24 protein-coding genes and 1 other annotated feature are annotated in these 25,090 nt (G+C 41.3%); of the genes, 5 read left to right on the top strand and 19 right to left on the bottom strand.

Annotation, left to right across the window (positions count from 1 at the left end; all coding sequences use genetic code 11):
- Positions 1-42 precede the first annotated feature (42 nt).
- Together NST59_RS10800 and NST59_RS10805 are read right to left on the bottom strand one after the other, a co-directional pair.
- Positions 43-819: an SDR family NAD(P)-dependent oxidoreductase gene (locus tag NST59_RS10800; protein WP_039179737.1), complete on the bottom strand. Its 777-nt coding sequence runs from the start codon at positions 817-819 to the stop codon at positions 43-45.
- 12 nt (positions 820-831) lie between these two features.
- The gene (locus NST59_RS10805) at positions 832-1,782 is read right to left on the bottom strand and encodes an MBL fold metallo-hydrolase (protein ID WP_106025032.1); all 951 of its coding nucleotides are present in this window, start codon (positions 1,780-1,782) and stop codon (positions 832-834) included.
- A 166-nt stretch (positions 1,783-1,948) separates the two neighbouring features.
- Positions 1,949-2,160, top strand: a binding site (T-box leader).
- Positions 2,161-2,201: 41 nt separating this feature from the next.
- Between NST59_RS10805 and proC the strand changes: the two genes are divergently transcribed.
- The gene (gene proC, locus NST59_RS10810; protein WP_106025031.1) at positions 2,202-3,029 is read left to right on the top strand and encodes a pyrroline-5-carboxylate reductase; all 828 of its coding nucleotides are present in this window, start codon (positions 2,202-2,204) and stop codon (positions 3,027-3,029) included.
- 49 nt (positions 3,030-3,078) lie between these two features.
- On the opposite strand, the gene NST59_RS10815 is transcribed toward proC, so the two are convergent.
- From NST59_RS10815 to NST59_RS10835, 5 genes are all read right to left on the bottom strand, one after another.
- Complete coding sequence (locus tag NST59_RS10815) at positions 3,079-3,222, bottom strand: hypothetical protein (protein WP_185847114.1); 144 nt, start codon at positions 3,220-3,222, stop codon at positions 3,079-3,081.
- 13 nt (positions 3,223-3,235) lie between these two features.
- On the bottom strand, positions 3,236-3,724 hold the full coding sequence (locus NST59_RS10820; protein WP_126681624.1) for a DinB family protein: 489 nt from the start codon (positions 3,722-3,724) through the stop codon (positions 3,236-3,238).
- Between the two features lie 19 nt (positions 3,725-3,743).
- The gene (locus tag NST59_RS10825; protein ID WP_126681623.1) at positions 3,744-5,000 is read right to left on the bottom strand and encodes an MFS transporter; all 1,257 of its coding nucleotides are present in this window, start codon (positions 4,998-5,000) and stop codon (positions 3,744-3,746) included.
- On the bottom strand, positions 5,000-6,349 hold the full coding sequence (locus NST59_RS10830) for a coproporphyrinogen-III oxidase family protein (protein ID WP_126681710.1): 1,350 nt from the start codon (positions 6,347-6,349) through the stop codon (positions 5,000-5,002). The genes NST59_RS10825 and NST59_RS10830 overlap by 1 nt, the downstream gene beginning before the upstream one ends.
- Positions 6,350-6,716: 367 nt before the next feature.
- Entirely contained in the window at positions 6,717-8,330 is a 1,614-nt protein-coding gene (locus tag NST59_RS10835; protein WP_144490296.1) for a M20/M25/M40 family metallo-hydrolase, read from the bottom strand.
- Between the two features lie 140 nt (positions 8,331-8,470).
- Between NST59_RS10835 and namA the strand changes: the two genes are divergently transcribed.
- Positions 8,471-9,487, top strand: coding sequence for an NADPH dehydrogenase NamA (gene namA, locus NST59_RS10840; RefSeq protein WP_082672219.1), 1,017 nt, complete (start codon positions 8,471-8,473; stop codon positions 9,485-9,487).
- Between the two features lie 120 nt (positions 9,488-9,607).
- On the top strand, positions 9,608-10,372 hold the full coding sequence (locus NST59_RS10845; RefSeq protein ID WP_058838002.1) for an alpha/beta fold hydrolase: 765 nt from the start codon (positions 9,608-9,610) through the stop codon (positions 10,370-10,372).
- Between the two features lie 46 nt (positions 10,373-10,418).
- On the opposite strand, the gene NST59_RS10850 is transcribed toward NST59_RS10845, so the two are convergent.
- Positions 10,419-11,726: an aminotransferase class I/II-fold pyridoxal phosphate-dependent enzyme gene (locus tag NST59_RS10850; RefSeq protein WP_058838003.1), complete on the bottom strand. Its 1,308-nt coding sequence runs from the start codon at positions 11,724-11,726 to the stop codon at positions 10,419-10,421.
- Between the two features lie 139 nt (positions 11,727-11,865).
- Entirely contained in the window at positions 11,866-12,795 is a 930-nt protein-coding gene (rnz, locus tag NST59_RS10855; RefSeq protein WP_059377176.1) for a ribonuclease Z, read from the bottom strand.
- 221 nt (positions 12,796-13,016) lie between these two features.
- Here rnz and zwf point away from each other — a divergent pair, with 221 nt between their 5' ends.
- Positions 13,017-14,492 carry a glucose-6-phosphate dehydrogenase gene (gene zwf, locus NST59_RS10860; protein WP_144490298.1) on the top strand — a complete coding sequence of 492 codons (1,476 nt, stop codon included), beginning with the start codon at positions 13,017-13,019 and terminating at the stop codon, positions 14,490-14,492.
- Positions 14,493-14,539: 47 nt separating this feature from the next.
- On the opposite strand, the gene NST59_RS10865 is transcribed toward zwf, so the two are convergent.
- The 10 genes from NST59_RS10865 to NST59_RS10910 all read right to left on the bottom strand — a co-directional run bounded on the left by NST59_RS10865 (position 14,540) and on the right by NST59_RS10910 (position 24,618).
- Positions 14,540-15,262: a GntR family transcriptional regulator gene (locus NST59_RS10865; protein WP_024428032.1), complete on the bottom strand. Its 723-nt coding sequence runs from the start codon at positions 15,260-15,262 to the stop codon at positions 14,540-14,542.
- Positions 15,263-15,451: 189 nt separating this feature from the next.
- Positions 15,452-16,858 (bottom strand): glycoside hydrolase family 1 protein, encoded by a 1,407-nt coding sequence (locus tag NST59_RS10870; protein ID WP_039179761.1) that lies wholly within the window; start codon positions 16,856-16,858, stop codon positions 15,452-15,454.
- Positions 16,842-18,188, bottom strand: coding sequence for a PTS cellobiose transporter subunit IIC (gene celB, locus NST59_RS10875; protein ID WP_039179764.1), 1,347 nt, complete (start codon positions 18,186-18,188; stop codon positions 16,842-16,844). Before celB ends, NST59_RS10870 begins: the two co-directional genes overlap by 17 nt.
- Before the next feature lie 25 nt (positions 18,189-18,213).
- Complete coding sequence (locus tag NST59_RS10880; RefSeq protein WP_039179767.1) at positions 18,214-18,546, bottom strand: PTS lactose/cellobiose transporter subunit IIA; 333 nt, start codon at positions 18,544-18,546, stop codon at positions 18,214-18,216.
- Positions 18,547-18,549: 3 nt separating this feature from the next.
- Positions 18,550-18,861 carry a PTS sugar transporter subunit IIB gene (locus tag NST59_RS10885; protein ID WP_039179770.1) on the bottom strand — a complete coding sequence of 104 codons (312 nt, stop codon included), beginning with the start codon at positions 18,859-18,861 and terminating at the stop codon, positions 18,550-18,552.
- A gap of 136 nt (positions 18,862-18,997) precedes the next feature.
- Complete coding sequence (locus tag NST59_RS10890) at positions 18,998-19,783, bottom strand: SDR family oxidoreductase (protein ID WP_039179773.1); 786 nt, start codon at positions 19,781-19,783, stop codon at positions 18,998-19,000.
- Between the two features lie 12 nt (positions 19,784-19,795).
- Positions 19,796-20,644, bottom strand: coding sequence for a GRP family sugar transporter (locus tag NST59_RS10895; protein ID WP_186319801.1), 849 nt, complete (start codon positions 20,642-20,644; stop codon positions 19,796-19,798).
- Positions 20,645-20,758: 114 nt separating this feature from the next.
- Positions 20,759-22,168: an NADP-dependent phosphogluconate dehydrogenase gene (gene gndA, locus NST59_RS10900; RefSeq protein ID WP_041086071.1), complete on the bottom strand. Its 1,410-nt coding sequence runs from the start codon at positions 22,166-22,168 to the stop codon at positions 20,759-20,761.
- Between the two features lie 98 nt (positions 22,169-22,266).
- The gene (locus NST59_RS10905; RefSeq protein ID WP_039179779.1) at positions 22,267-23,511 is read right to left on the bottom strand and encodes a DNA polymerase IV; all 1,245 of its coding nucleotides are present in this window, start codon (positions 23,509-23,511) and stop codon (positions 22,267-22,269) included.
- Between the two features lie 114 nt (positions 23,512-23,625).
- Positions 23,626-24,618, bottom strand: coding sequence for a carbon-nitrogen hydrolase family protein (locus tag NST59_RS10910; protein WP_126681615.1), 993 nt, complete (start codon positions 24,616-24,618; stop codon positions 23,626-23,628).
- A gap of 180 nt (positions 24,619-24,798) precedes the next feature.
- Between NST59_RS10910 and NST59_RS10915 the strand changes: the two genes are divergently transcribed.
- The gene (locus NST59_RS10915) at positions 24,799-25,080 is read left to right on the top strand and encodes a hypothetical protein (RefSeq protein ID WP_058838009.1); all 282 of its coding nucleotides are present in this window, start codon (positions 24,799-24,801) and stop codon (positions 25,078-25,080) included.
- Positions 25,081-25,090: the final 10 nt, after the last annotated feature.

A 25,090-nucleotide genomic window follows, 5' to 3' on the forward strand; every position in this document is an offset into this window, starting at 1 on the left:
TGATCAAAAAAAGAAACCAGTTCAAAACCGGTTTCTTTTTTGTTACTTTTTCATCAACGCTTTACGTGCTGCTTTTTCAAATAAAAATGGGAATAACTGATACAATTTGCTGCCAGCGTTCATCCACCCGGGCAGATTAATCTCTCTCTTTTTCGTCATCATGGCAGATACGACTTTGCCTGCCACCTTGTCCGCACTCAGCATCATAAAGTCAACGTTCTTCACATATTCACCGCTGCGGTCAGCGATGGTAAAGAAATCTGTTGCAATCGGTCCTGGATTGACTGTTGTTACGTGAATGCCTGAGTCTGCCAGCTCCATTCTAAGGCTGTTTGAAAATCCAAGAACGGCATGCTTTGATGCGGAATAAATGGCTGATTTGGGCGTCGCAACCTTTCCTGCCTGGGATGCGATATTGATAATATGTCCCTGCCCTCTTTGCTTCATCTCAGGGATGACCTTTTTCGTGCAAGCGATTAAGCCAAACACATTCACCTCAAACATCGACACCATTTCTTCGATGGACGCATCTTCGACGAGATCGAATACACCAAAGCCGGCATTGTTTACCAAAATATCGACCGGCCCCACTTCTTCATACGCGCGATCAATATCCTCAAGCTGGCTGACATCAAGCTGAGCGATGTGACACACACCGCCAGCGCTCACAATTTTTTCTTTCACATCTGTAAGCTTTTCTGTTCGTCTTGCTGAAATTATGATTTCTGCGCCTTCTTCTGCTGCCAAGTACGCCATTTTTTCACCAATGCCCCCAGATGCGCCTGTAATCCAAATTCTTTTTCCTGTCAATCGCCCCATGCGTTTCACTCCTTAGTTTGCCCTGTAATAGACGATTCCGTCTTTTTCTGCTTCTTCAATTTGCCCAGCCGCTAAGAGCACATCAAGCTGACCGACTGTCTCTGACATCGTTAAAAATAAGGCCTCTTCATATAACACTGGAAATAGCTTACGGCAAAGATGAAAGGCCGTCATTTCTTTTTGTTTGAGCAGCTGATACATTGTGTTTGCCCGTTTTTCTTGTTTCTTAAATCTTTCTTCGATCAATTCATGGTGAGCCGTGATGAGCTGACCGTGTCCCGGATAAATCGTTTTGATTGGCAGACGCAATAACCGATTAAGTGATGCTTTATATTGAAGCAGTGATTTTTGACGTTCCTCACCTTCATACGGTGCTTCCATTAACGGATTTGAGGAAATGGTCGTCAAAAGCAGGTCGCCGCCAATAAAATTCCCCGTTCTTTCGTCTAGAAAGGAAAGGTGAGACTGTGCGTGTCCGGGTGTTTCCATCACAAAGAAGTGTTCATGCCCGCTTAAACGATCACCTTCTTTTATGACCTCATCTACATGTGAAGTACAAGAATATGTATAAGATTGCTTCACCATTTTTTCACACTCATTTTGTCGAAGCGGCACACCTAACTGCTGAAAAAAAGGAACCATAAAGTCCACTTGGCGCTGCTTAAACACTGGATCCTGACTAATATACGGCTCATTTAGCTGGTGCCCGATCACACGGACATGAGGTTTCATCAAATTCAATAGACCGACATGATCTGCATGATGATGGGTCAGCACCACTTGATCAATATCGTCTATCGATAAACGATGTTCCTTTAGTTGCGTGACAAAGGCATGCTCTGCCTCTTCTGTCATCGGCCCGCAATCTACTAAGGTTACGGCCTCTCCTTTTAATACATATGCATGCACATCCCCAACGGCAAACGGCGTCGGGATGGATAATTGAATGATGTCTTCTTTCACTTTTTTATGTCATCTCCTGCTTTTTGACTCATGATTGTGGGACTCAGTCTTCTTACTTCATTGTATCTTGCAAAAGGCAGACTGTCATGCGGTTTAGATGGGCAATTTTTTAACTCCCCCTATTGACATAAACTTGTCCATCGTTGCATAATGAACAACAAATATATGATGCGCGATGACAAGGATTAGTAAGCAAAATAATGATGCAAGAGAGTGAGGTCCGCCGGCTGTAAGACTTCACCATCCTCTTATTTGCTGAACCTGCCCTTTGAGCTGTTAGGCAAACCTAAACGTTTCCCGCGTTAAGGGACTAGAGCTGAGTATGCATGTTTGCATGCTAATTGAGGGTGGTACCGCGAAAAACCTTTCGTCCTTTTCAGGCGAGAGGTTTTTTTATTTTCTACAAGGAGGAGCAGCTTATGAGTAAAATTGGATTTATCGGTGCAGGCTCGATGGCAGAGTCTATGATCAAAGGTTTATTAAAAAGCGGCATGATGTCGAATGAAGATATCATTGTCACAAACAAAACGAATGAAAAACGATTAGAGGAATTACAGGCGCGATATGGGGTCAAAACGGATTTCGCTCGCTCCTTTATTTATGAAGAAGCGGATATTCTCGTTTTTGCCTTAAAACCGAAGGATGCAGAAAGCGGAATTTTTGAAGTCCAGCCCCATTTACATGGACAGCTGATCATTTCGATTTTAGCGGGTATTTCCATTGAAACGATTCAACACTATGCTGGCGGCAAGAGTGCAGTCGTTCGTGCGATGCCAAATACATCAGCGGCGATTCAGCAGTCAGCAACAGGTATTGCCGTAAGTCAAGAAGTGACTGAGGAGCAAAAGAAAAAGGCTGTCGAGCTGTTTGAAACAATCGGGCATGTCACCGTATTAGATGAATCACAGCTAAATGCGGTGACAGCCATCGCAGGCAGCGGCCCTGCCTTCATTTATCATTTGATTGAAGGAATGGAGCGAGGTGCTTCGGAACTTGGAATGGACCAAGCAACTGCGAAATTACTCATTTGCCAAATGATTGCAGGCGCCGCCAATATGCTTCAAGACAGCGGAAAAGAACCTGCCGAACTGCGCAAAGAAATCACTAGTGAAGGCGGAACAACAGAAGCCGGTCTGAACACACTGGCTGCCTATCAATTTGAAGAAGCTGTTGTCGATTGTGTCAAAACAGCCACTAAACGCGCAGCAGAATTAAACGAAATGTTTTCAGCAAGCACGTATAAATGAATTTGAAAAGCACCTGTTTTGATGCAGGTGCTTTTTCACATATACCCCTCTATTTTTTTTCGTTGGCTACTGGGTGTGAATTTCGTGATTCACACTTCGGTTCTTTCTGTTCTTTACTAGAAATGGCTTGTTCTAATAAAGAATCACGTGCCTGATAAAAATTCACATCAACTAACAATTCTTGATGCTTCACTATTAGCACCTCCTCATGTAGATGATTCACTCATTGACATGATGGCTTTGATTTGATCCAGATGATGTTGTTCATGTAAAGCGATGGTTTCAGCTAATATTTGAACGGTCATCAGTCCTTCTTCCGGATGCAGGCCTGATTGTTCCCATATATCTTTTTCTAATAGCCGAAGCGTGTTGTATCTTCTCTCTTTCATCCGTTTGATCAATGCTTTGATCTCCTCTGCGTTATACCATTCATACGCTCTATCTTTCACATACATTTCAGGATCATACGATTGAAAGGGCGTTTGATCATCTGATATCGCCTGCTCTATCCGCTCTGACCAGACTTCTTCTGTGTCATACAAATGCCCGGCGAGCTGCTTGATTGACCACTTCCCCTCCACCAAAGATTGATCCAGTGTGTAATCATCACAAGCCTTCACTAGCTTCTCTAGTTCACTCATACTTTCCTGAAGCGATGTGATGATGTCTGTTTTTGTTAATTTCCCAGTTTCCATTACGCAATCAACGTCCCCTTTACAGTGAATGCATTTCTACTTTTGATTTATCTTGATGCTTTCCTTTTAGTAGCAGGAAGCTGTTCATTAAACCTGCTACTATCACAAGCCCGGCCATCCCTATAGCTATGATATGTATAGGAATCAAATCTCCGATAAATGCCATGAGGATAAACCCACTAATATAAAATATGCGTGATAATGCAAGACCTACTGAAAAAACACGGGCTCTTAAATGACTGCTTGCATAGGTCATAATATTAGTAGAATACAAAACTTCGACTGGACTATATAATAGATTGGCTAATAAAACAACAATCAAAAATCCAATAAAAGTCGTTTGTTGATACGACAATGCATGTAATATCGCAAGCAATATAACCGCTAACGTGGACCACCTTTTATAAAATTGAAAGGAGAATTTCGCTTTTTTGAAGTACGCTGCAAGTGTAAGTCCACCGATAATTTGCCCTAGTCCACTAATTGTATGACCAAGGCCCAAGCCAAAATTCCCTTCTCTGGCCACTTCTAAAATATACAGACTAAATAAAACATAAACGATGCTTAAAGCAAACTCTCTTGACATCAATATCCATATGGCGCTTTGAATTTTGGGTGATCCTTTGATTTCTTTAATCCCTTCTTTAAAACTTTGAACATATGACACATACTCTTTTTTTTCAGATGCTTCTTTCGCTTTAATAGGAATTAACAGCATAGCTGATAATAAAAATGTCAGCGCATCTACTAAATAAATTGTAGAAATTGACCAAATTTCTGTCACCAACCCGCCTAATCCTGTCGCGATGAGCATCGATGCGCTAAAAGATGTGGCCAGTATACTATTCCCCTTAGAAAGCTGCTCCTTATCAATGATTTCAGGTATCATAGATGAACGAGCTGGCAGATATATACCAGAGAAAGCACCATTTAACGCCAATAATAAATAAAGGATAAACGGTGTAACATTCATTGTGACAACTAAAACAAACCCCAGTCCAATGATAAAACGTGCCACATCTGCGAATATCACAACTTTTTTGTAAGAAAACTTATCTATAATTGGGCTCAAAAGCATAGATGTTAAAATAAGAGGGAGCATGGAACAAATAAATAGAATGCTTAGATGAGTCGCTTTCCCAGTAAGTTCATAAATTAAACCAATTGTCGCTATCGTTCTAAACCAATCTCCAAAAGCTGATAAGTTTTGCCCAATAAAGAAACAGACAAAATTTTGATCTTTGAATAGCGATGTCGTTTCTTTCTTTGAAACCATTAGAGGAGCACCTCAGTCGACTCGTACCAACCTAACTCTTTTTGCATAAACTCCACGGCTTGATCATAATTTTCTCTCTCTTTTTCTGGTATAAGATCAACTAAGATCGCCGGATACCATGGCTTCGCTTCTTCTTTGATTAAAAAATATTGCTCCGCTTCTTCAACTACTCCTTTCATTATGAGCAGGTGTAGTTTACGATAGATTTCTTCACGTTTTGGCATTCGATTCAGATGCGTTTTTTCTATTTTCATTGTTTTAGGGAAGAAGACGAGTCTTCTATCAAAAGCATGATATTCTCTAGATTTAACAATAGGTAATTCTTGATTCGTTAGGCTTTCGATATACTTTTGCGTATTTCCTTCATTTGACCATATCATGCCTTGCATATAGGAGATCGCTCCTGTTCCCAAACCAATATATTGATCTTCATATCCTCCGTAAATCACTTCGCCATATTGAAAACGTTTATTCTGATGCTCTGGAGCCATAAACGTATACACATAATTTTGATGCCAGCCATTCGTTTTTAAATGAAGATATAATGTATCACTAAACTCAAATTTTTCTTTAGGATTTGGCGGCATTGGCACCTTGCCTTTGTTAATTTTTGATAACCATCCCTTTGAACAAGCAATATATTCTAGTGGATACGTATCAATACTTGTGCTTCCTAATGCCATCACTCCATTTATGTCCTCAATCATCTCTTCTTTCGTTTGTCCAGGCAGCTGATAAAGCAAATCAATATTATAAGATTGGAAATGACGTTTCATTAAGTCCACAGTCTGAGAGATTTGATCAAAACTAGCCGTTAAGTTGAACATTTTCCGATAGTGTTCATTTAATGTTTGGACACCAAAGCTCCCTCTGTTGGCTCCACCTTCAGCCATAGCAGCCACTCTTTCTGGCGTAGCTGTTTTTGCTTCACATTCAAATGTCCATTCATAATCAGCAGATAATGAGAAATTTTCTTTTATAGCGGTCGAAAGTCGATAGATTAGCTCTGGGGGCATTATGGAAGGAGTCCCTCCACCAACGAACACCACATCAAACGTCATTTTTTGGATATTAGGGGATTGGGATAAGATACGCATCTCATTGATTAAAGCATCTATATATTTTCCGATAATGGGCTCATATTTCGTAGATTTAATAAAAGGACAAAACGAACAAATCGTATCGCAGAAAGGGATATGTAAATATAAAGCGTTTTTCCCTTTTTGAAATGTTCGCTCTTTCTGAATGAATTCTGTCACACGAGATTGTGCTCCTTCTTGGCTCGCTTGGCCAAAAAACGGATAAAGAAAATTCCACAAAGACGGATGCTCATCATAATAACTTTTCATATTTGACAATTATCTCACCCAACTCTCGTCTATTTTTATCCTACATACAAATTCACAGAGAAGCTAAATAAAGCACTTCTCTGCGAAAAACTCTTTTCAGTAAGTATTGATTCTATTCATTAGATTGCAATCCACTCGTTACGCTTCATTTTTATCACCTCCTTTTAATTAGAATAAATGTAACTTAATTACATAATTGATTATAATAGACTTTTCTGAATATTTCAATCATTTTCACTACTTTTTGTAAGGACTATTGTTTTATATACAATTTACGTATGAAACTTTTGGTATAACCATGAAAATATAGACTGAACATTCACAACCAAAAGCCCTATCATCAAGATAGAGCTCTTCACACATCTACTTACTTTTTCTCTAATAAAGCATGAATGGTTGATTCTAGTAATTCTGGCAAAATGCCAAAAGAGAACGGGACGTGCAGCCGCTCTGTCCATTTGTGCGGGTCCTTTCCTAATGGACCCACGTTGATGACTGGAACATAAAGGGCTTCCTTTTCTCCTTGCGGTAAAGAATAGCCTTTTTGGTAAAGCGGCATATTGGTCGTGTAATGACCTACCTCCTGCTTTTCGAGCTGTAAGTAACTTAAATCAGACAATCCCGGGAAATATTTCACTTCCTCTACTTCAAGTCCGTACACCTCTTTTGCCTCTTCTTGAATCTTCTTGAATGTCTTCTGAATATGCGGATCTTCTGTTGAGGACACAGAAGGGTAAAATGGCGGACTATAAAATAGAACAATCAGCGGTCCTTCTTCTTTACAAAGCGTCGTCAGCTCCGAGACAATTTTCGTTGAAAAATCACGATCTCCAAGCTCACCCCGGTTGGCAAAGGCATAGTTGACAATGCGCTCAACCTCCTGTTCACCAGAGCGTTCTGCGGCCTTTTGATACAGCTCGTGATACGTGAGTACCGTAACCCGAGTGTCAATTGGTGTAAAGTGTTTGAAGCGCTGAAAGTCAGCTGTTTTTTGCTGAAGATTGGCCTCGATTTGGTCTGCTGCTTGTTTCGCAGTATCATAGAGAAGGCCGTGCAGTTCTTCACTTGAACGTTTCATCATGAGCACATTAAATAAAGATACGGCTGTGTGAGGTGTTTGAACGGAATAGGCTTCTTTCAAGTCCTTTTGCATTAAGTTCGTTGGGGGCGGAGTTACTTCACCATCTACTTCCTCACAATAATCACTATTGAGCTCTAACAGCCGGTTTAGTTCAGATACCATAAAATTCGCATTTAAACCTGAGAATGGCTCTCCTACATGCGTTTCAATCCCTTTACAGAAAAATCCGGCTAATACCTTTCCTATACTGCCTGTATACATATAATGATGTTCATCCCCTGGATACTTTTCAAACATGGGCTCACTGTTCAAACACGCGGTATAGTCAAGGTCATGCTTTTCTTTAAGCTCCTTTAGTTTCGGGACAGCCTCAAGCATTCCTTGTGAATTCACTTCTTCATCAGGGACTGTGACGAGCAGGACATTTCCATCAAATGTTTCTGTCATCGCTCTTTCCAGCATAGAAAGCTGCACGGTGAGACCTGCTTTCATATCCATGGCCCCTCTCCCAAACAGCCAGTCACCTGAAGCAAGGTCCTCTCTTGCCCTCGTTGGAAGAAGCGCACTTTTTTGCGAAAAGGATGCCATTAACTCTTCAGGCTTGCATGCCATGTTTTGAAATTCGCCGTAATCTTCTGTATCAACTACATCAAAGTGACTAAGAAGCAGCACGGTACGCCGCAGCGTACTGCGCTTCACAAGTGCCGTTAAATAATACCGGCCATCTTTCATCGGATGCAAAGCCAAATGATCAGGGTTCTGCTCAAAATAAGGCCGTTCCCTTAGCAAATAATATAAGTACTCCGCTAACGCGACTTCTCCTGTTGTACCTGATATGCTTTCATACTGCATAAGAGCTGTCAGGAGCTCCCTTAGTTCACTCTCTGTTTGCCATTTCATCCGTTCTCCCCCTTTGATGTCTCTATCTCTCCATTATACAAAAACGTGTATAAAAGCTATATTCTTTGAGCACCTTTTATGACGAAAGTTTGAATGGCTGTTATAATCGGCTATACAATTCCATGAGGAGGCGAAGGTATTTGGAAACAAAACTCTTTTCACCTTGGACATTAAAAGGTGTTACACTGAAAAACCGCATCGTGATGTCCCCGATGTGTATGTATTCATCTTATGACCGTGATGGGAAATTACAGCCTTTCCACTTCACACATTATATTTCCCGGGCACAAGGTCAGGCTGGCCTCATCATGGTGGAAGCAAGTGCTGTATCTCCTGAGGGAAGAATTAGTGATCAAGACCTCGGTATTTGGAGCGATGAGCACATTGAAGGATTTGCTTCATTAAACGAACAAATCAAAGCATATGGAACGAAGACAGCCATCCAGCTAGCCCATGCAGGACGTAAAGCTGAACTTGATGGGGACATCCTTGCACCATCAAGCATTCCATTTGATGAAACATCTAAAACCCCTATCGAGATGTCTGTTGATCAAATCAAAGATACCGTTCAGGCGTTTCAGGATGCAGCTGTACGGGCAAAAAAAGCGGGCTTTGACATCATTGAAATTCATGGTGCACATGGCTATTTGATCAATGAATTTCTTTCACCGCTTGCGAACCACCGATCAGACGACTATGGCGGTTCACCAGAAAACCGCTATCGTTTCTTAAGAGAAGTCGTAGACGCAGTCAACGCCGTATGGGACGGACCTTTATTTGTACGTGTGTCGGCTTCTGATTACACAACAAAAGGACTTGATATTGCAGATTATATTGGGATTGCCACTTGGCTCAAAGAGCAAGGAGTCGACTTAATTGATGTCAGCTCAGGTGCTGTCGTACAGGCGAAAATCAACACATTCCCCGGCTACCAAGTAACATTCGCTGAGAAAATAAAAGAAGGTGCCGGCATTCAAACAGCTGCTGTCGGTCTGATCACATCTGGTGTACAGGCAGAGGAGATTTTACGAAATCAGCGTGCAGATTTGATCTTTATTGGCAGAGAATTTTTACGCGATCCATACTTTCCAAAAACAGCTGCTCAAGAGCTCCGCACATCCATTGAAAGCCCGCGTCAATATGATCGTGCTTGGTAAAAGCTTTTAGGAAAAAAGGTGTCTATTTTTCGAAATAGGCATCTTTTTTGTTTTTAAGAGAAACATATCTGCCTTTTGTGCCGTCTTTTAGCTAAAGAACCACTTAGAGGAGATGGAAGAATGAATTCGGCAATGATTGAAAAAATGTATCATATAGATGGACACCATTTTTATACAAAACATCGTCAAGGCAAAAGGCAAGCCACGATTATCTTTGAAGCTGGCTACGGCATTTCTAGTGATACGTGGTCGAATATGGCCCGTGATATTGACCCAGAGCTTGGGGTTTTCTTATACGACCGTTTAGGAAATGGAAAGAGCAGTAAGAGCGGTGAAGGAAGAACCTTGCATGACCTCGCTGATGATTTAGATGCGCTGCTGAAAGAAGCCAATATTCAGCCGCCATTTCTCATCGTCGCTCACTCATTCGGCTCTCTTGTCAGCCGGCTATGGGCAAGCCGAAGAGGAGATGATGTCATCGGCATGGTGCTGCTAGACCCAGCAAGTGAGGAACAAGAGCAGGTGATCCTGCCGCTTTTATCAAAGGAAGAACGCACTTCATATATGGCGCAATTTACAGCAGAATGTACGCATGAGGACTTTCAGCAAATGTTAAGCACAATCAAAGAGGAGCAAACCCATTATGGGATGATGCCGCTTCTTGTCATTTCATCAGGTAAGAGCCGATTGTTTCATCCAGCGCATGAAGCTTGGCTCAGACTGCATAAACGCATGCTGTCTTTGTCATCCCAAAGCGGATGGATTCAAGCGCAGAACAGCTCGCACTATATTCATCATGATGAACCGCATATTGTACAGCTTGCCATCTATGATGTATGGTGCGCAGCCAAACAACCTGTCTCCTATTATCAAACTGCTAATTAAAACGAAAAACTCCTTGACCCATTATGAGTCAAGGAGTTTCTTTTATTTATGCCGTTGGAGCAGATTGACTTTTTTCTGAAAGCAGCTTTTCAATGCTGACAAGCTGAACACATAATGTAAAGATGTCAATCGCTTGCTCTAGTTCTTCAAGAGCCGGGAATGTTGGTGCAATGCGAATGTTACGATCAAGCGGATCTTTTCCATATGGATATGTTGCACCTGCACCTGTCATTGTGACACCTGCTTCTTTAGCTTTTTGCACAACCGCTTTTGCACAATGATCAAGTGTATTTAAACTAATGAAATATCCGCCATTTGGCTTGTGCCATTCAGCGATATCTTTTCCGCCAAGTTTTTCGTCAAGAATGGAAAGAACGAGGTCAAATTTTGGCTTAATGATCGCTGCATGCTTTTTCATATGTTCCTTCAAACCTTCTGGATTCTGGAAGAAACGAAGATGTCTTAGTTGATTGATTTTGTCCGGTCCGATCGTTTGAATCGATAATTGCTTTTGAGTAAAGCTCACATTGTCCGGGCTAGATGCCATCAGTGCAACACCTGAGCCTGGGAATGTAATTTTAGACGTAGACGCAAACATAAACACACGGTTCGGGTATCCTGCCTCTTCAACTGCTTGAAAAATATCTTTTAACCTATCAGGTGTATCCGTTAGATGGTGGACTGCATATGCATCATCCCAAAAAATGCGGAAGTCGTCTGCTTTTGTTTTCATTGAGGCTAAGCGGTCAACGACTTCATCTGAATACGTAATGCCGTCTGGATTGCTATATTTCGGTACACACCAAATGCCTTTAATTGCTTCATCTTCTGCGACCAATTTTTCTACCTGATCCATATCAGGTCCATCAGCCTTCATATCGACCGTGATCATCTCTATGTTAAATAGCTCACAAATGGCAAAATGACGGTCATACCCTGGGCTTGGTGCAAGGAATTTTACCTTTGGCAGCTCTCCCCAAGGTGTTTTGCTGTCACATACGCCGTGAGTCATCGCACGTGCAATGGTATCATGCATCATATTCAGGCTTGAGTTACCGCCGATGATGATTTGTTCTGGCTTTAAATTAAGAACATCTGCAAAAAATTTCTTCGTTTCAGGAAGGCCTGTCAAGCCGCCATAGTTTCGCACATCTGTGCCATCTTCAGCTGTCATTGCATCCTTTGATGTCACAACATCGAGCATGCCCATAGACAAATCGAGCTGTTTTGGTGAAGGCTTCCCTCTAGACATGTCTAAGTGCAAGTTTTTACTTTTGTAAGTTTCATACTCATTTTGTAGTGCCACATATAGGTCATTCAATTCTGCTTCACTTAATGCTGTAAAACCGCTCATCTTTGATTGTGCCTCCCGTATTCTTCATAGTTTGATTCGTCATTTGTTTTTTCTTCACCATTTTACCACTACCTGAAAAAGAGCGTCATCATAAATATCAAAAAAATCACACAACTTTTTTTGACGATTCATCCAATTTTTACAGGGTGCGTTCAATGGGGAAAGAAGAGAAATCATGTGCAGCTTCTGTCAGCGGGAATATATCGCGGGCTTCTTTCAACAGTTGTTTCAGTGCCTCTTCTCCTTGGTAACGTGCACTTATATGGGTCAAAATGAGCCTTTTTGCGCCTGCTTCCTCTGCTGTTTTCGCTGCTTGTTCTGTTGTGCTGTGATAATAATTGTAGGCTAAATCTGCATCTTCTTTACCGAATGTTGCTTCATGGACTAACACATCCGCATTTTTGGCAAGCCTTGTTATATTCTCGCACAAACGGGTATCTCCTGAAAATGCAACGATTCTCCCTTTTTTAGGGGGTTCCAAATAATCGGTTCCATCGATGGTTCTTCCATCTTCGAGTGTCACGGTTTCCCCATTTTTCAACTTCTGATACAAAGGTCCAGGTTTTACACCGATTTCTTTTAGGTCTTCGGCTTTTAATGAACCAGGCAGATCTTTTTCCACAACCCGGTAGCCGAAAGCTGGAATTCCGTGAGAGACTCTTCTTGCTTCTACTCGAAAGGTATCATCTTCAAATACGATCCCTTCTTCTATTTCTATGATATGCAGCGGATATGTCAAATGCGTTTGCGAGGCTGAAAGTGATGCGTTTACAAAGGCCTTGATGCCCTTTGGTCCATAGATCGTCAATTCATCCTCCCCGCCTTGAAAGGATCTGCTGCCAAGAAGTCCCGGAAGGCCATATACGTGATCTCCGTGCATATGTGTGATAAATATTTTCTCGATCTTTCTCGGTTTAATCGTTGTATGTAAGATTTGGTGCTGCGTTGCTTCTCCGCAATCAAAAAGCCACACTGCATTTCGTTCTTCTAAAAGCTTTAGCGCTGTGCAAGTGACGTTTCTTGTTTTTGCAGGAATGCCTGCACCTGTTCCTAAAAAGAGCAGTTCCATTACTTTTCCTCCTAAAGCCGGTATACAATATCTTCATTCATATAGAATACATGAAGACAAGGTAAATGTGAATTCAGCGGAATTTTTGAAAAAAGTGAAACGAGAGCAGAAAAAGTCGAATCAAATGTTTGCTTTACGAACAATGAACCTTTAAAATAAAGAAAATGTACATACATTCTCGGTTTTTACAACAATGCTACGAATAAAGTGAGGTACTTCTCGTGAATACAGAAACTAACAACCCTAAAGCAGTCATTGTCATTTTTGGCGCAACAGGAGACCTTGCCAAACGCAAGCTCTACCCTTCTATACATAGACTTTATCATAGCGGAAAGCTCGGTGATCAATTCGCTGTTGTTGGAGTTGGACGCCGTCCGTGGTCTCATGAGGACCTCAGATCTGTGGTAAAGGAATCTGTTTCTTCTGATGATGCAGAAGCGAAAACAGAAGAGTTCATTTCACATTTCTATTATCACGATTTTGACGTATCAAGCCCTGCTTCCTATCAATCACTTAACACGCTTCTAACAGGCCTTGAAGATACGTACAGTATTCCAAATAACCGCATGTTCTATTTAGCTATGGCACCGGAATTTTTCGGAACGATTGCGAAGTTCCTAAAGAGTGAGGGCGTATCAGAAACAACCGGCTGGTCACGACTTGTCATTGAAAAGCCATTTGGGCATGATCTGCCAAGTGCGAAAACATTAAATGAAGAAATTCGTGATGCATTCACAGAAGATCAAATTTATCGTATTGACCACTATCTTGGTAAACAAATGGTTCAAAACATAGAGGTTATCCGTTTTGCGAATGCCATCTTTGAACCGCTTTGGACAAACCGCTATATCTCAAACATTCAAATTACATCCAGTGAATCATTGGGGGTTGAAGACCGGGCTCGATATTACGAAAATTCTGGTGCACTAAGAGATATGGTCCAAAACCATATGCTTCAAATGGTTGCCCTTTTAGCAATGGAGCCGCCAATTAAACTGAATACAGAGGAAATCCGCAGCGAAAAACGGAAAGTATTGCGCGCTCTTCGTCCTTTCTCTAAAGATGAGGTCGATCAATTCTTTGTCCGCGGACAGTATGATACTGGTACGATTGATGGCAGGGTGGTTCCTTCTTATCTGAAAGAGCAAAATGTTGACCCGAACTCAAACACAGAAACATTTGTTGCTGGGAAGCTGCTGATTGATAACTTTAGATGGGCCGGGGTGCCATTTTACATTCGTACAGGAAAACGGTTAGAAAAGAAATCTACTCAAATCGTGGTTCAATTTAAAGACATTCCAATGAACCTGTACTATGGTAACGGAAATGCCATGCATCCAAACCTACTTGTCATTCATATTCAGCCAGATGAAGGCATCACCCTTCACCTGAATGCTCGCAAGCTGGATGGCGGCACGTATGCGAAACCGATTAAACTCGACTACCAAACAAACTATAACGACATCATGAATACACCAGAAGCATATGAAAAACTGATTCATGACTGCTTACTAGGCGATGCAACAAACTTTGCTCACTGGGATGAAGTAGCACTTTCTTGGAACTTCGTTGATCCGATTTCTGAGAAATGGGCAGAAAACAAAACATTAAAACCAAACTATCCTGCTGGTTCTATGGGACCGAAAGAAGCGGATGAGCTTCTAGAAAAAGATGGATATCATTGGTGGAATATATAAAATCAAATAAAAAAAGAGCAGTCTCCCTCGGGGGTTCTGCTCTTTTTTTAACGTCCTGTTTTCGTGATTTCAACCGTTGAAAAGTCAAATTTATCATAGCGATGATGGCTAAACGAATATTCAAATGGCTGCCCTGCGTTTAAATAAGCAACCTGCTCGACTTCAAGCACAGGATCTGTTGGGTCACACCCTAAATACTGCTGATCCAGCTGATCTGATTTAGCCGCTCTAATTTTCTTGTGCGCTCCTGCTATTTTTAAATGAAGCTCATTTGAAATATAGCCATAGATAGAACCCAGTAGAACTTCTTCATCTATGCCCTTAATGAGATTGACAGGCATAAACGTTTTTTCTAATACATAAGGCTCTTCATCCACAAGACGGAGCCGGATGATATCATAAACAGGTGTGGTTGAGTCAATAGATAGATGGGCTGCCACCTCTTCGCTTGGAAAATGGACATCAAAGTGAATGATTTGAGTCGTGACGTTTTTATCCGCCATGACTTTTGTGAACCCTTTATTTTCATGGCCTGATACATTGATGGCCCCTTGATTGAGCGCCGCCTTCACAATAAATGTACCGTGGCCTCTTTTTCTAAAGAGCAGACCTTCTGCAACGAGAAGATCAAGCGCACGCTTCATCGTCATTCTGCTGCATTGAAATTCAGCGGCAAGCGAGTTTTCATCTGGAATGGGTTGATCTTCTGGATAATATGCTGTTCCTATTCGTTTTCTGATTTCTTCTGAAATGAGTTCGTACTTCTTCATCTCACACCACCAACTGACTTGTTTTTTCATAGCGCCTTATTTCAAGAAGGAATATGGCGTTTTTTAGCCTTCTTCTCATTCTACACTAAGGGATGTGAGCTTAAAAGGTGCCAGCCATTTTTGTTTCATCCACTTACCGTCACATAAGAAAAATACTTGCCCTTTTCAAGGAAAGAGCAAGTATTTTGATTAAAAACCGTTATTCTTTGAAACTGATTGAAACCAGTATCCACTCTTCTTAATCGTTCGTTTCCCGTCTTTTTGAAGATCAACTGAGACAAATCCATAACGATTTTTATATGCATTCGACCAGGACCAGTTGTCCATAAATGTCCACAGATGATAACCTTTCACATTGCTTCCTTCTTGAATGGCTTGATGCACCCATTTGAGGTGCTCAGATATAAAATCAATACGGTAATCGTCATGAATCATTCCTTCTTCATCCTTAAATCGCTCTTCTCCTTCGACACCCATACCATTTTCAGAAATAAAGCATTCGATATTATCATAGTCTGTCTGGACTTTTTTCAATATATCGTAAATACCCTTTTCATAGATTTCCCAGCCTCGATACACATTCATTTTTCTTCCCGGCATTTCAAAAGAATCAAAGTAATGGTTCGGCATAAAGGGCGCTTGAGGATGCGGCATATGCTCTTTCGCTTTCACTCTTCTTGGCTGATAATAATTGATGCCAAGAAGATCAATCGTATTCTCTTGAATCAGCTCAAGGTCCCCTTCTTCCATACTTGGCATAAAGCCTTCTTTCTTTAAGACTTCTACTAGTTTTTCCGGGAAGTGTCCTTTCACCGCAGGATCTAAGAAGGAGCGGTTAAAGAAAGCATCGGCCATCTCAGCTGCTTCTACATCGCGCGGATTCTGGCTTCGCGGATACGAAGGGGTCAGGTTTAAGATGATGCCAATCTTACCCCCTTGCTGCATCTCTTTATAAGCCGCAATCGCCTTCGCATTTGATAAAAGTTCATGAAAACCGACCTGCACAGCCTTTTGGAAATCGACTTCGTTTGGATAATGAAAGCTATACATATATCCGCCCTCTACAGGAACAATCGGTTCGTTATGGGTAAACCATTTTTTCACCCGGTCACCAAATAATTGGAAGCATAATGTCGCATAGCTGACATAATCGTCGACCACCTGTCTGTTCACCCAGCCGCCTTTCTCCTGCAGCGCCATTGGCATATCGAAATGGTATAGGTTCACAAATGGCTCGATATCATGTGCAATCAGTTCATTGATTACATCATTATAAAAGGACACCGCTTCTTCATTGACGGCACCTGTTCCTTCAGGTAAAAGGCGTGACCATGAAATCGACAGCCGAAATGAATTGTGGCCAATTTCTTTCATTAGACGGATATCTTCTTTATATTTTCGATAAAATTGAGATGTCACGTTCGGCCCTACGCCATCAAAAAAACGAGTCGGCTCTTGTTCAAACCAATGATCCCAAATGTTCGGTCCCTTTCCATCACCAGGGACGCTCCCTTCCGTTTGCGTCGCAGAAGCAGAAGATCCCCACCAGAAACCTTCTGGAAATGTATATGATTGCTTGTTAGTTTCCATCGACATGTATTGAGTCTCCTTCACCTTTGATGTTTGCTGCCTTCGTATTTTCTGTTGTCGTTATTTTTTCATTTTTCACATTCATCCGGTCAATAAATTTCAGGAACGGGAACCAAATGACAAACACAATCATCAGGTTAAACAACTGAAGCAGACCGCCAGCTAGTGAATTAGTCGCCATCATTCCGCTAATAAAGATCGGTACTGTCCACGGGATATTCACGCCTGTAGGCGGCGGTACAATGCCTGATGCCATCGCAAAATAAGTAATACATGTAATGACCATTGGCGCCAAAATCCACGGAATCAGAATAAGCGGATTCATGACAATTGGTAAACCGAAGATAATCGGTTCATTGACGTTAAATAATCCTGGTCCTAAGCCGAGCTTGGCTACTTGTTTTAATTGCTTACTTTTCAGGAAAATTAATATGGTAAACACAACAGCAAGCGTCATACCGGTTCCACCCATTCCAACCGTATAGATTTCAATAAACTGCTTGCTGATGATATTAGGAACCTCACCTGTTTTTGTATAGCTCTCTAGGTTTTGAATGGATAATGTATTCCAAATCGGATCCATGACAGAGTTGATAATAATTTGGCCGTGAAGCCCAAAGAACCAAAGAATTTGTATAAAGAAAACAGCGATCAACGTCGGAATGATACCGCTTCCAAGACCGACAAGCGGCGCCTGAATTGCATGATAAATCAGATCATGCATATTTGTTTTGAAGCCTTGTGTAATGATGATGTTAATTAATAAAAAGGTTGTAAGTGTCAAAGTAGCCGGGATCAGTGCAGCAAAAGACTTGGAAACAGCTGGCGGAACCCCTTGCGGCATATTGATCACAAATTTCTTCTGGACAAAATAACGATAAATTTCAGCAGATAAAAAGCCTGTGATCATTCCTAGAAACATCCCCTTAGCACCTAAACGATCGACTGGGATAACGCCTGCAATCGTTGCACCGCCTTCTTGTTCTAGTAAAAACGGAGTTAGAAGCAAGAAAGAGGCTAAAGCAATCACGCCGCCAAAGACAGCTTCTACATCATAGCTTTTTGATAAATAGTAGCCGATCCCAAATACAACAAACACACTCATAATGCTGATGGTCGCACTCGGTGCGATATTCAGTGCAGACTGGACGCCTTCCAGTACGGTTTTACTCATGATTTTATCTAAAAATGGCAAATTCATCAGCACAACCATAATGGAACCAAAGATGGTGAGCGGGAACGCAAGCATAAAGGCATCCCTTAATACGCCTAAATAGCGGTTGTTGTTCAATCTCCCAGCAATCGGAACCAAAATGGCACTTATTTTATCAAACATTGGTTTCCCCCCTTGTTTACACCCTTTATTGTTTAAGCGATTGGAATATCGGCAGGAGCTCTCCCACAAGCTCCTTGATGGTAATAGTCGACATTAAGTGATCTTCGGCGTGCATGAGCAGTAAAGAAAAGGATGTTGTTTCTCCTCCTGCCTCCTTCTGCACGAGTTGAAAATGGATGTCATGTGCATGCCGTAAATCTTCTTCCGCTTCTTTCATGAGACCAAAAGCCTTTTCTTCTAGACCTTCTCGATATTGTTTCAGAGCCTCGAGCAATTTACTGCGTGCATTCCCGCTGTGTAAGATCAATTGAAAGCTGACTTGTTCCTCCGTGAGCCCTTCGAGTGTTTTCTTTTCCATCCTTTAAGATTCCCCCATCAGTGCAAGTGCCTGTTCATACGCTTTTTGTCCATCGGCAAGCCCGTATGCCTGCATATCAATGACTTCTACCTCAATCCCGTATTTTTTTGCTTCTTTTTGCAGATCTCCTTTTAAAAAGCTCATTTGCGGTCCAATTAACACAACATCCGCATTCGCCATTTCTTTTCTCGCTTGATCTTGCCCAACTGCCCAAATTTCTGCTTCGTCCCCAATTGAATCGGCATGTGCTTTCATTTTTGTCACTAGTAAACTCGTAGACATTCCTGAACTGCATGCTAATAAAATACGTTTCATTTCTCTCACCCCATCGTTGTAATAAAAGCGCTTCCAATTAATATTATATATTTTTATTTTTAAATGTCTAGACATTTAATTTTATTTGTCTGTATTTAATATAAAAAAAGAGCGTATTGCACGCTCTTTTTTTATATTATCCTTTTCCTGCCTGAAAACCTGGATACTTTGTCATGCCGCCGTCTACATATAACGTTAGGCCCGTAACATAGCTTGCTTCTTTTGATGCCAGCCAGACAGCGCATGCTGCCACTTCTTCCGGCTTTCCAATATAGCCAATTGGAATCAGCTCAATCACGCCTTTTTTCAAGGCTGGATCATCGAATTTCTCCGCATTAATCGGGGTATCAATGGCGCCTGGTGCAATACTGTTTACACGAATTTTTTTAGGGGCATATTCAAGCGCCAATGTTTCTGTCAAAAGCTTGGCGCCTCCTTTACTAGCTGCATAATGGACAAAATGAGGCCAAGGAATTTGCTGATGAACAGACGACATATTAATGATCGAGCCTTCTATCCCATGATCCGTCATATACTTTAGTGCATCACGGCATCCTAGAAACATACCTGTTAAATTGGTAGACATCACTTTGTTCCAATTATCCAGCGTCATTTCGGTGGAAGGCACTTCATTTTCAATGCCTGCGTTATTGATCATCACATCAAGGCTGCCGAATGTATCAACAGCTTTATTAATCATTGCTTGCATATCCTCTTCCTTTGATACATCTCCTTTGATTTTCACAGCCTGTCCGCCATGTTTTTGAATTTCTGCAATGGTGTCATCCGGATTTTCTTTATCAGAAAAGTAATTGATCACCACATTGGCTTTTTCTTGTCCAAATCGGCGTGCCATCGCTTGACCAATTCCTGTACCTGCACCTGTAATCAGAACTGTTTTTCCTTCTAAATCTGGATACATTCGTGTTACCTCCTATTTTGTAAAGCCTAGCAGCACACCGCCTGCAATAATCATCAAGCAGCCTGCAATGACAAAGCTTGTTCTAGATGCTTTCTCTTTTAATAAGTAAATGCCGCCTAGTGTTGAGATGACAATCCCTGTTTGTGACATTGAAAAGCTTACGGCTACGCCAATTAATGGAATGGCCAAAAGAAGCCCAAGATTTCCTGTTGACCAAACAAGACCGGAAATGATATTTCTAAACGTATATTTACTAAATGGATCCTGCTTTAAACTAATCGCTAAGGATGAAAGCAGCATGCCGACAGATTGCGGGACGAGTGCAGACCAGCCATCAATATCAAACCATCTTAAAATGACAACATATCCGACGTAGCCGACGGTGGATATGAGTAGAATAATGATCCCTTTTTTAAAATTGCCTCTGCCATTCTCGCCGCCATTCTTTTTTTGACCGAGCGATGTCATGACAACACCTGCAATGATCAGTAAAATGGCGCAGGAACCAATGAGTATGACCGTCATTGTCTGCCATTCTTTGAAGACCATGACGCCAAATAGGGTCGTGCTCACAAGCTGCATGCCCGTTGATAAAGGAACCGCTTTAGACACGCCAAGAAAAGCGACACTTGAAAGCTGATTCATTTGTCCAATACTCCAAAAGATGCCTGAAATGACGGAAACCGCAAATATAAGCGGTGTCAGCTCTGGCATTTTGATGAAAAAAGCTACAATCGAAAATAAAAACGCGCCGAGCGTAATGCCGAGAGTTTGCTGATACGCATTTCCGCCTAGTTTGACACTGATGAGAACAATACTTCCCCAAAATATCGCTGGGAGAAGTGCATATAAGATGCCCACTTCTATCCCTACTTTCTTGTCTTTTTTACATAGCATCCCTCTTTTTCTCATTTTTAGCCGAAAAGATGCAAACAAAAAAACCTTACCAAAGGTAAGGTTTTTCAGTCGTTCTGTTTATTTCATCCATTCAGTATGGAATACGCCTTCTTTATCTGTGCGCTCATACGTATGTGCACCGAAATAGTCACGCTGTGCTTGAATTAAATTCGCTGGAAGGACAGCTGTGCGATAGCTATCAAAGTAAGCAAGTGCACTTGAGAATGAAGGAACAGGAACTCCTTGTTCCACTGCAAGTGAAATGACTTTACGAAGTGATGATTGATAGTTTTGAGCAATATCCTTAAAGTATGGATCAAGCAATAAGTTTTTCAGTTCAGGATTACGGTCATATGCTTCTTTAATTTGTTGTAAGAAGGCTGCACGAATGATACATCCACCACGGAAGATCATCGCAATTTCACCGTATTTTAAATCCCAGTTATATTCATCAGACGCTGCTTTCATTTGCGCAAAGCCTTGTGCGTAAGAACAGATTTTACTCATGAATAGGGCTTTTCTAACCGCTTCGATCAGCTCTTGTTTATTCTCAGCTGATTGCGCAGGCTCAGGACCTTGGATCAATTGACTTGCTTCCACACGCTCATCTTTCATAGCTGAAATGTAGCGCGCAAAAACAGATTCAGTAATGATTGGAAGCGGGACACCTAGATCAAGTGAGCTTTTGCTTGTCCATTTTCCAGTTCCTTTTTGACCAGCTTTATCTAAGATCACATCCACAAGCGGCTGGTTTGTCTCTTCATCCACTTTTGTGAAAATGTCAGCTGTAATTTCGATTAAATAGCTGTCAAGCTCGCCTTTATTCCACTCTGAGAATACTTCATGAAGCTCCCCTGCTGACAATCCAGCAACATGCTTCAAGATAAAGTATGATTCAGAGATCAATTGCATATCTCCGTACTCGATACCGTTATGAACCATTTTGACATAATGTCCTGCTCCATCTGGGCCGATATACGTTGTACAAGGCTCGCCATCTACTTTCGCAGAGATCGCTTCTAAAATTGGTTTCACTAGCTCATGCGCTTCTTTTTGACCGCCTGGCATGATGGAAGGACCTTTTAGCGCGCCTTCTTCACCGCCGGAAACACCTGTACCAATAAAGTGAATGCCACTTTCTGCAAGCTCTTGATTACGTCTTTGTGTATCCTTGTAATATGTATTTCCACCATCAATTAAAATGTCACCTTTCTCTAGGTGAGGAAGTAATGATTGAATGGTTGCATCTGTTGCTGCACCAGCTTTTACCATTAAAAGAATTTTACGCGGTGTTTCAAGCGACTGAACAAATTCTTCGATGCTGTATGTGCCAACAACGTTTTTTCCTTCTGCTTCTTGAAGAAACTCTTCTGTTTTGCTGCTAGATCTGTTATAAACGGATACGGAGAAACCGCGGCTTTCAATATTGAGGGCAAGGTTTTTCCCCATAACGGCTAGTCCAACCACACCGATTTGTTGTTTTGACATAATTCTGACGTCCCTTCTAACACACTATATTGATTACTGCTGAAATGATGTACCCTTTGAAATTACCACAACATCACCTCTTTTATCAAGTTTTCAGGCTAGTCATTTCCTCTTTCGTCCTGAAAAAAATCTTTATTAAAACTTGTCCCGCTTGTTTTACTCTCTTTTTCCTTAATGGTGATTCCTCTTTGCACCAACGGTTTTCCATATTTTTCTTTCAGTCCATCTAAAATGGTTTGGAGGGGCTCTTCTTTTGCATCTTCTGTATATGAAAATAAATCAAGCTGTTTAACGGCTGCTTTTCGTTCGACTAGGTCTGTCCCCGTTACACCTAAGAGCCTCACTGGCTGATCATTCCAATGTTTCAGGAATAACTGTTTTGCCGCTTCAAATATGTCTTCCTTTCGATCCGTTGGATTTGTGAGCATGATACTTCGCGTGATATTTTTCCAGCTTGCATACCGAATCATGATGAGCAGCCGATTCGCCATCACTTCTTTTCTCTTTAACCTTGCACTCACAGATTGTGACAGCTTATCAATTAACGTGACAAGTTCATCTGAATCATCCGAATCATGAGGCAGAGTGGATGAATTGCCTACGGATTTAAATTCGTATATTCTTTCTGGGTCCACGATGCCGTCATGTTCACCATTCGCCTTTTGCTTTAATCTCGGTCCATTAATGCCAAGCAATTCTTTTAGCGTATACTCATTCGCTTTCGCTAAGTCTTCTATAGTATGAATTCCGATGGTTTTCAATTTATCTGCCGTTTTTTGTCCAACCCCGTGCATGTCACCAGCAGGTAGCGGCCAAAGCATGTTCGGAACATCTCGTTTACGCAATATGGTGATTCCCATTGGCTTTTTCCAATTAGACGCCATTTTCGCTAAAAATTTATTCGGTGCAATGCCGATACTTGAAGGAAGCATCAGCTCCTCTACTAGCCTTGTTTGAATATCATGAGCCGTTTTTACCGCATGTTCGGCATATGGCGTATGCGTTAAATCAATGTAGCCCTCATCAATCGATACAGGTTCGACTAAATCACTGTATTCTCTTAGTATTGTAAACATCTCTTGTGAGGAGCTGCGGTACCGGTCAAAGTTCGGTGTGCGGACAATGAGTCCCGGACATAGCCGCTTCGCCTCCCACAAGGGCATCGGGGGCTTCACACCTAATGCTCTCGCCTCGTAGCTGCACGTCACAACAATCCCTTTACGCTCTTTTGCATTTCCGCTGATAGCTAAAGGTTTCCCTCGCAAAGAAGGATCATACGCCATTTCTACATTGGCATAAAAAGCATTCATGTCTATATGAAAAATAATATTTGACATTGGCATAACCCCATTTTCTTATCTACCTGAATTTTGATCAGCTATTTTTGATTATACATTGATTTATTTCATCTTTCCTCAAAAAAACCTTCTCTAAAAAAGAGAAGGTTTCACGTTCATTTACACTTTTTCTTCAAGTATACCATGTTGATATTGAATGTCCTCATATGTGAATACTTCATTTTTTTGAGGATATAATTGTTTCACAACCGGAGTAGGCTGTTGATTAAAATTCATACTCAAACTTTGATTGGAGTAGTGTCCAGCCGGATCAATATAATACTTGTAATCAATGACTCTTTCTACATCAATGTCAGCGTAAGCAATTCCCTCTGTTTCAGCTGGAACCATATCACTGATCGGCTCCCCATCCGGCCCGTAAATGCACGTATGCCCGCTCTTAAATGTTTCAAAGTAATCTCTTTGCTCCTGCGTTAAACAAATCATCTCTTTCATTTCTTCCGTATATATAGATGATGTCATCAGCACAAATGTCTGTGTCGCGATGGCATAATATCTGCTTGATATTTCATCATCAAAATAACCTGGCCAAGAGGCTACATGTACCTGCTCATTTTGGGCATTCATCGCCATAAGATCTAGCGGGACTTGATGCTCCCAGCACATCAATCCGCCCAGGTTTCCAATTTCAGTTTGAAACACTGGCATCATACTGCCACTTCCATCCCCCCAAATGAGTCTTTCTGCTACAGAAGCTCTCATTTTCCGATGTTTTCCTATTAAATCCCCATTTGGATTAAACCAAAGCTGAGCTAAATAGAGAGAGCCGCCATCTTTTTCACTACATGATATACAAACGTACGTTTCATTTCTTTTTGCTGCTTCACTGAGTTTTTGAATGGCTAAGCTAGGGATTTCAACTGCATTTTTATATAATTCATGATAGAACTTTCTTGTATATTCTGGATGACCAATAAAAGCAAACCAAGGGTAACCAGGTAAAAATGCTTCTGGGAATGCCACAAGCTTTGCACCATTTGAAGCTGCCTCGTCAATCAGGTCGCATGATTTCTCAACGGTTGCTTCCAAATTTAAGTAGACCGGTGCTGCTTGTACCGCAGCTGCTCGAAACTTTGGGTAAATACTTGTCATATTCAAAACCTCCATTTCTTTTCATCCCCCTCATTATAGGATAGGAAATATGAAGTTTGGATGACATTTACTATTTTATACAGAATAAGGGATTTTATTTAATGGAGAAAACACGCGGTTCTGTTAGACATTTAACCATGTGTATAGTACACTGTGAGTAATGAAATGGATGTGATAATCATGATTATTGATACATTCAATGAAGTCTTTTTCCTTGTTGAATTCTTTACGATTATTCTTCCAGCGCTGACGGCCATCGGCATTGCTTTTTTACTAAAAGACTGCCGTATGAACGAACACCTTGGTGGGCATCGTTTGGAAGAGTTGGACGCATCTTGCTTGAATCGAACAGACTTTCTGTTTATCATATATGATCGCATTACAACTTGGATTAGTAAAGTCATTCGAATGAAAAGATCATCTAATGATGATGAAGACCATTCGCTTCCTCTCGCTTATTAAATTTTTTTAA

This window comes from Bacillus sp. FSL R5-0439 (genome assembly GCF_038008805.1).
GTDB classification, from domain to species: Bacteria; Bacillota; Bacilli; order Bacillales; family Bacillaceae; genus Bacillus; species Bacillus safensis.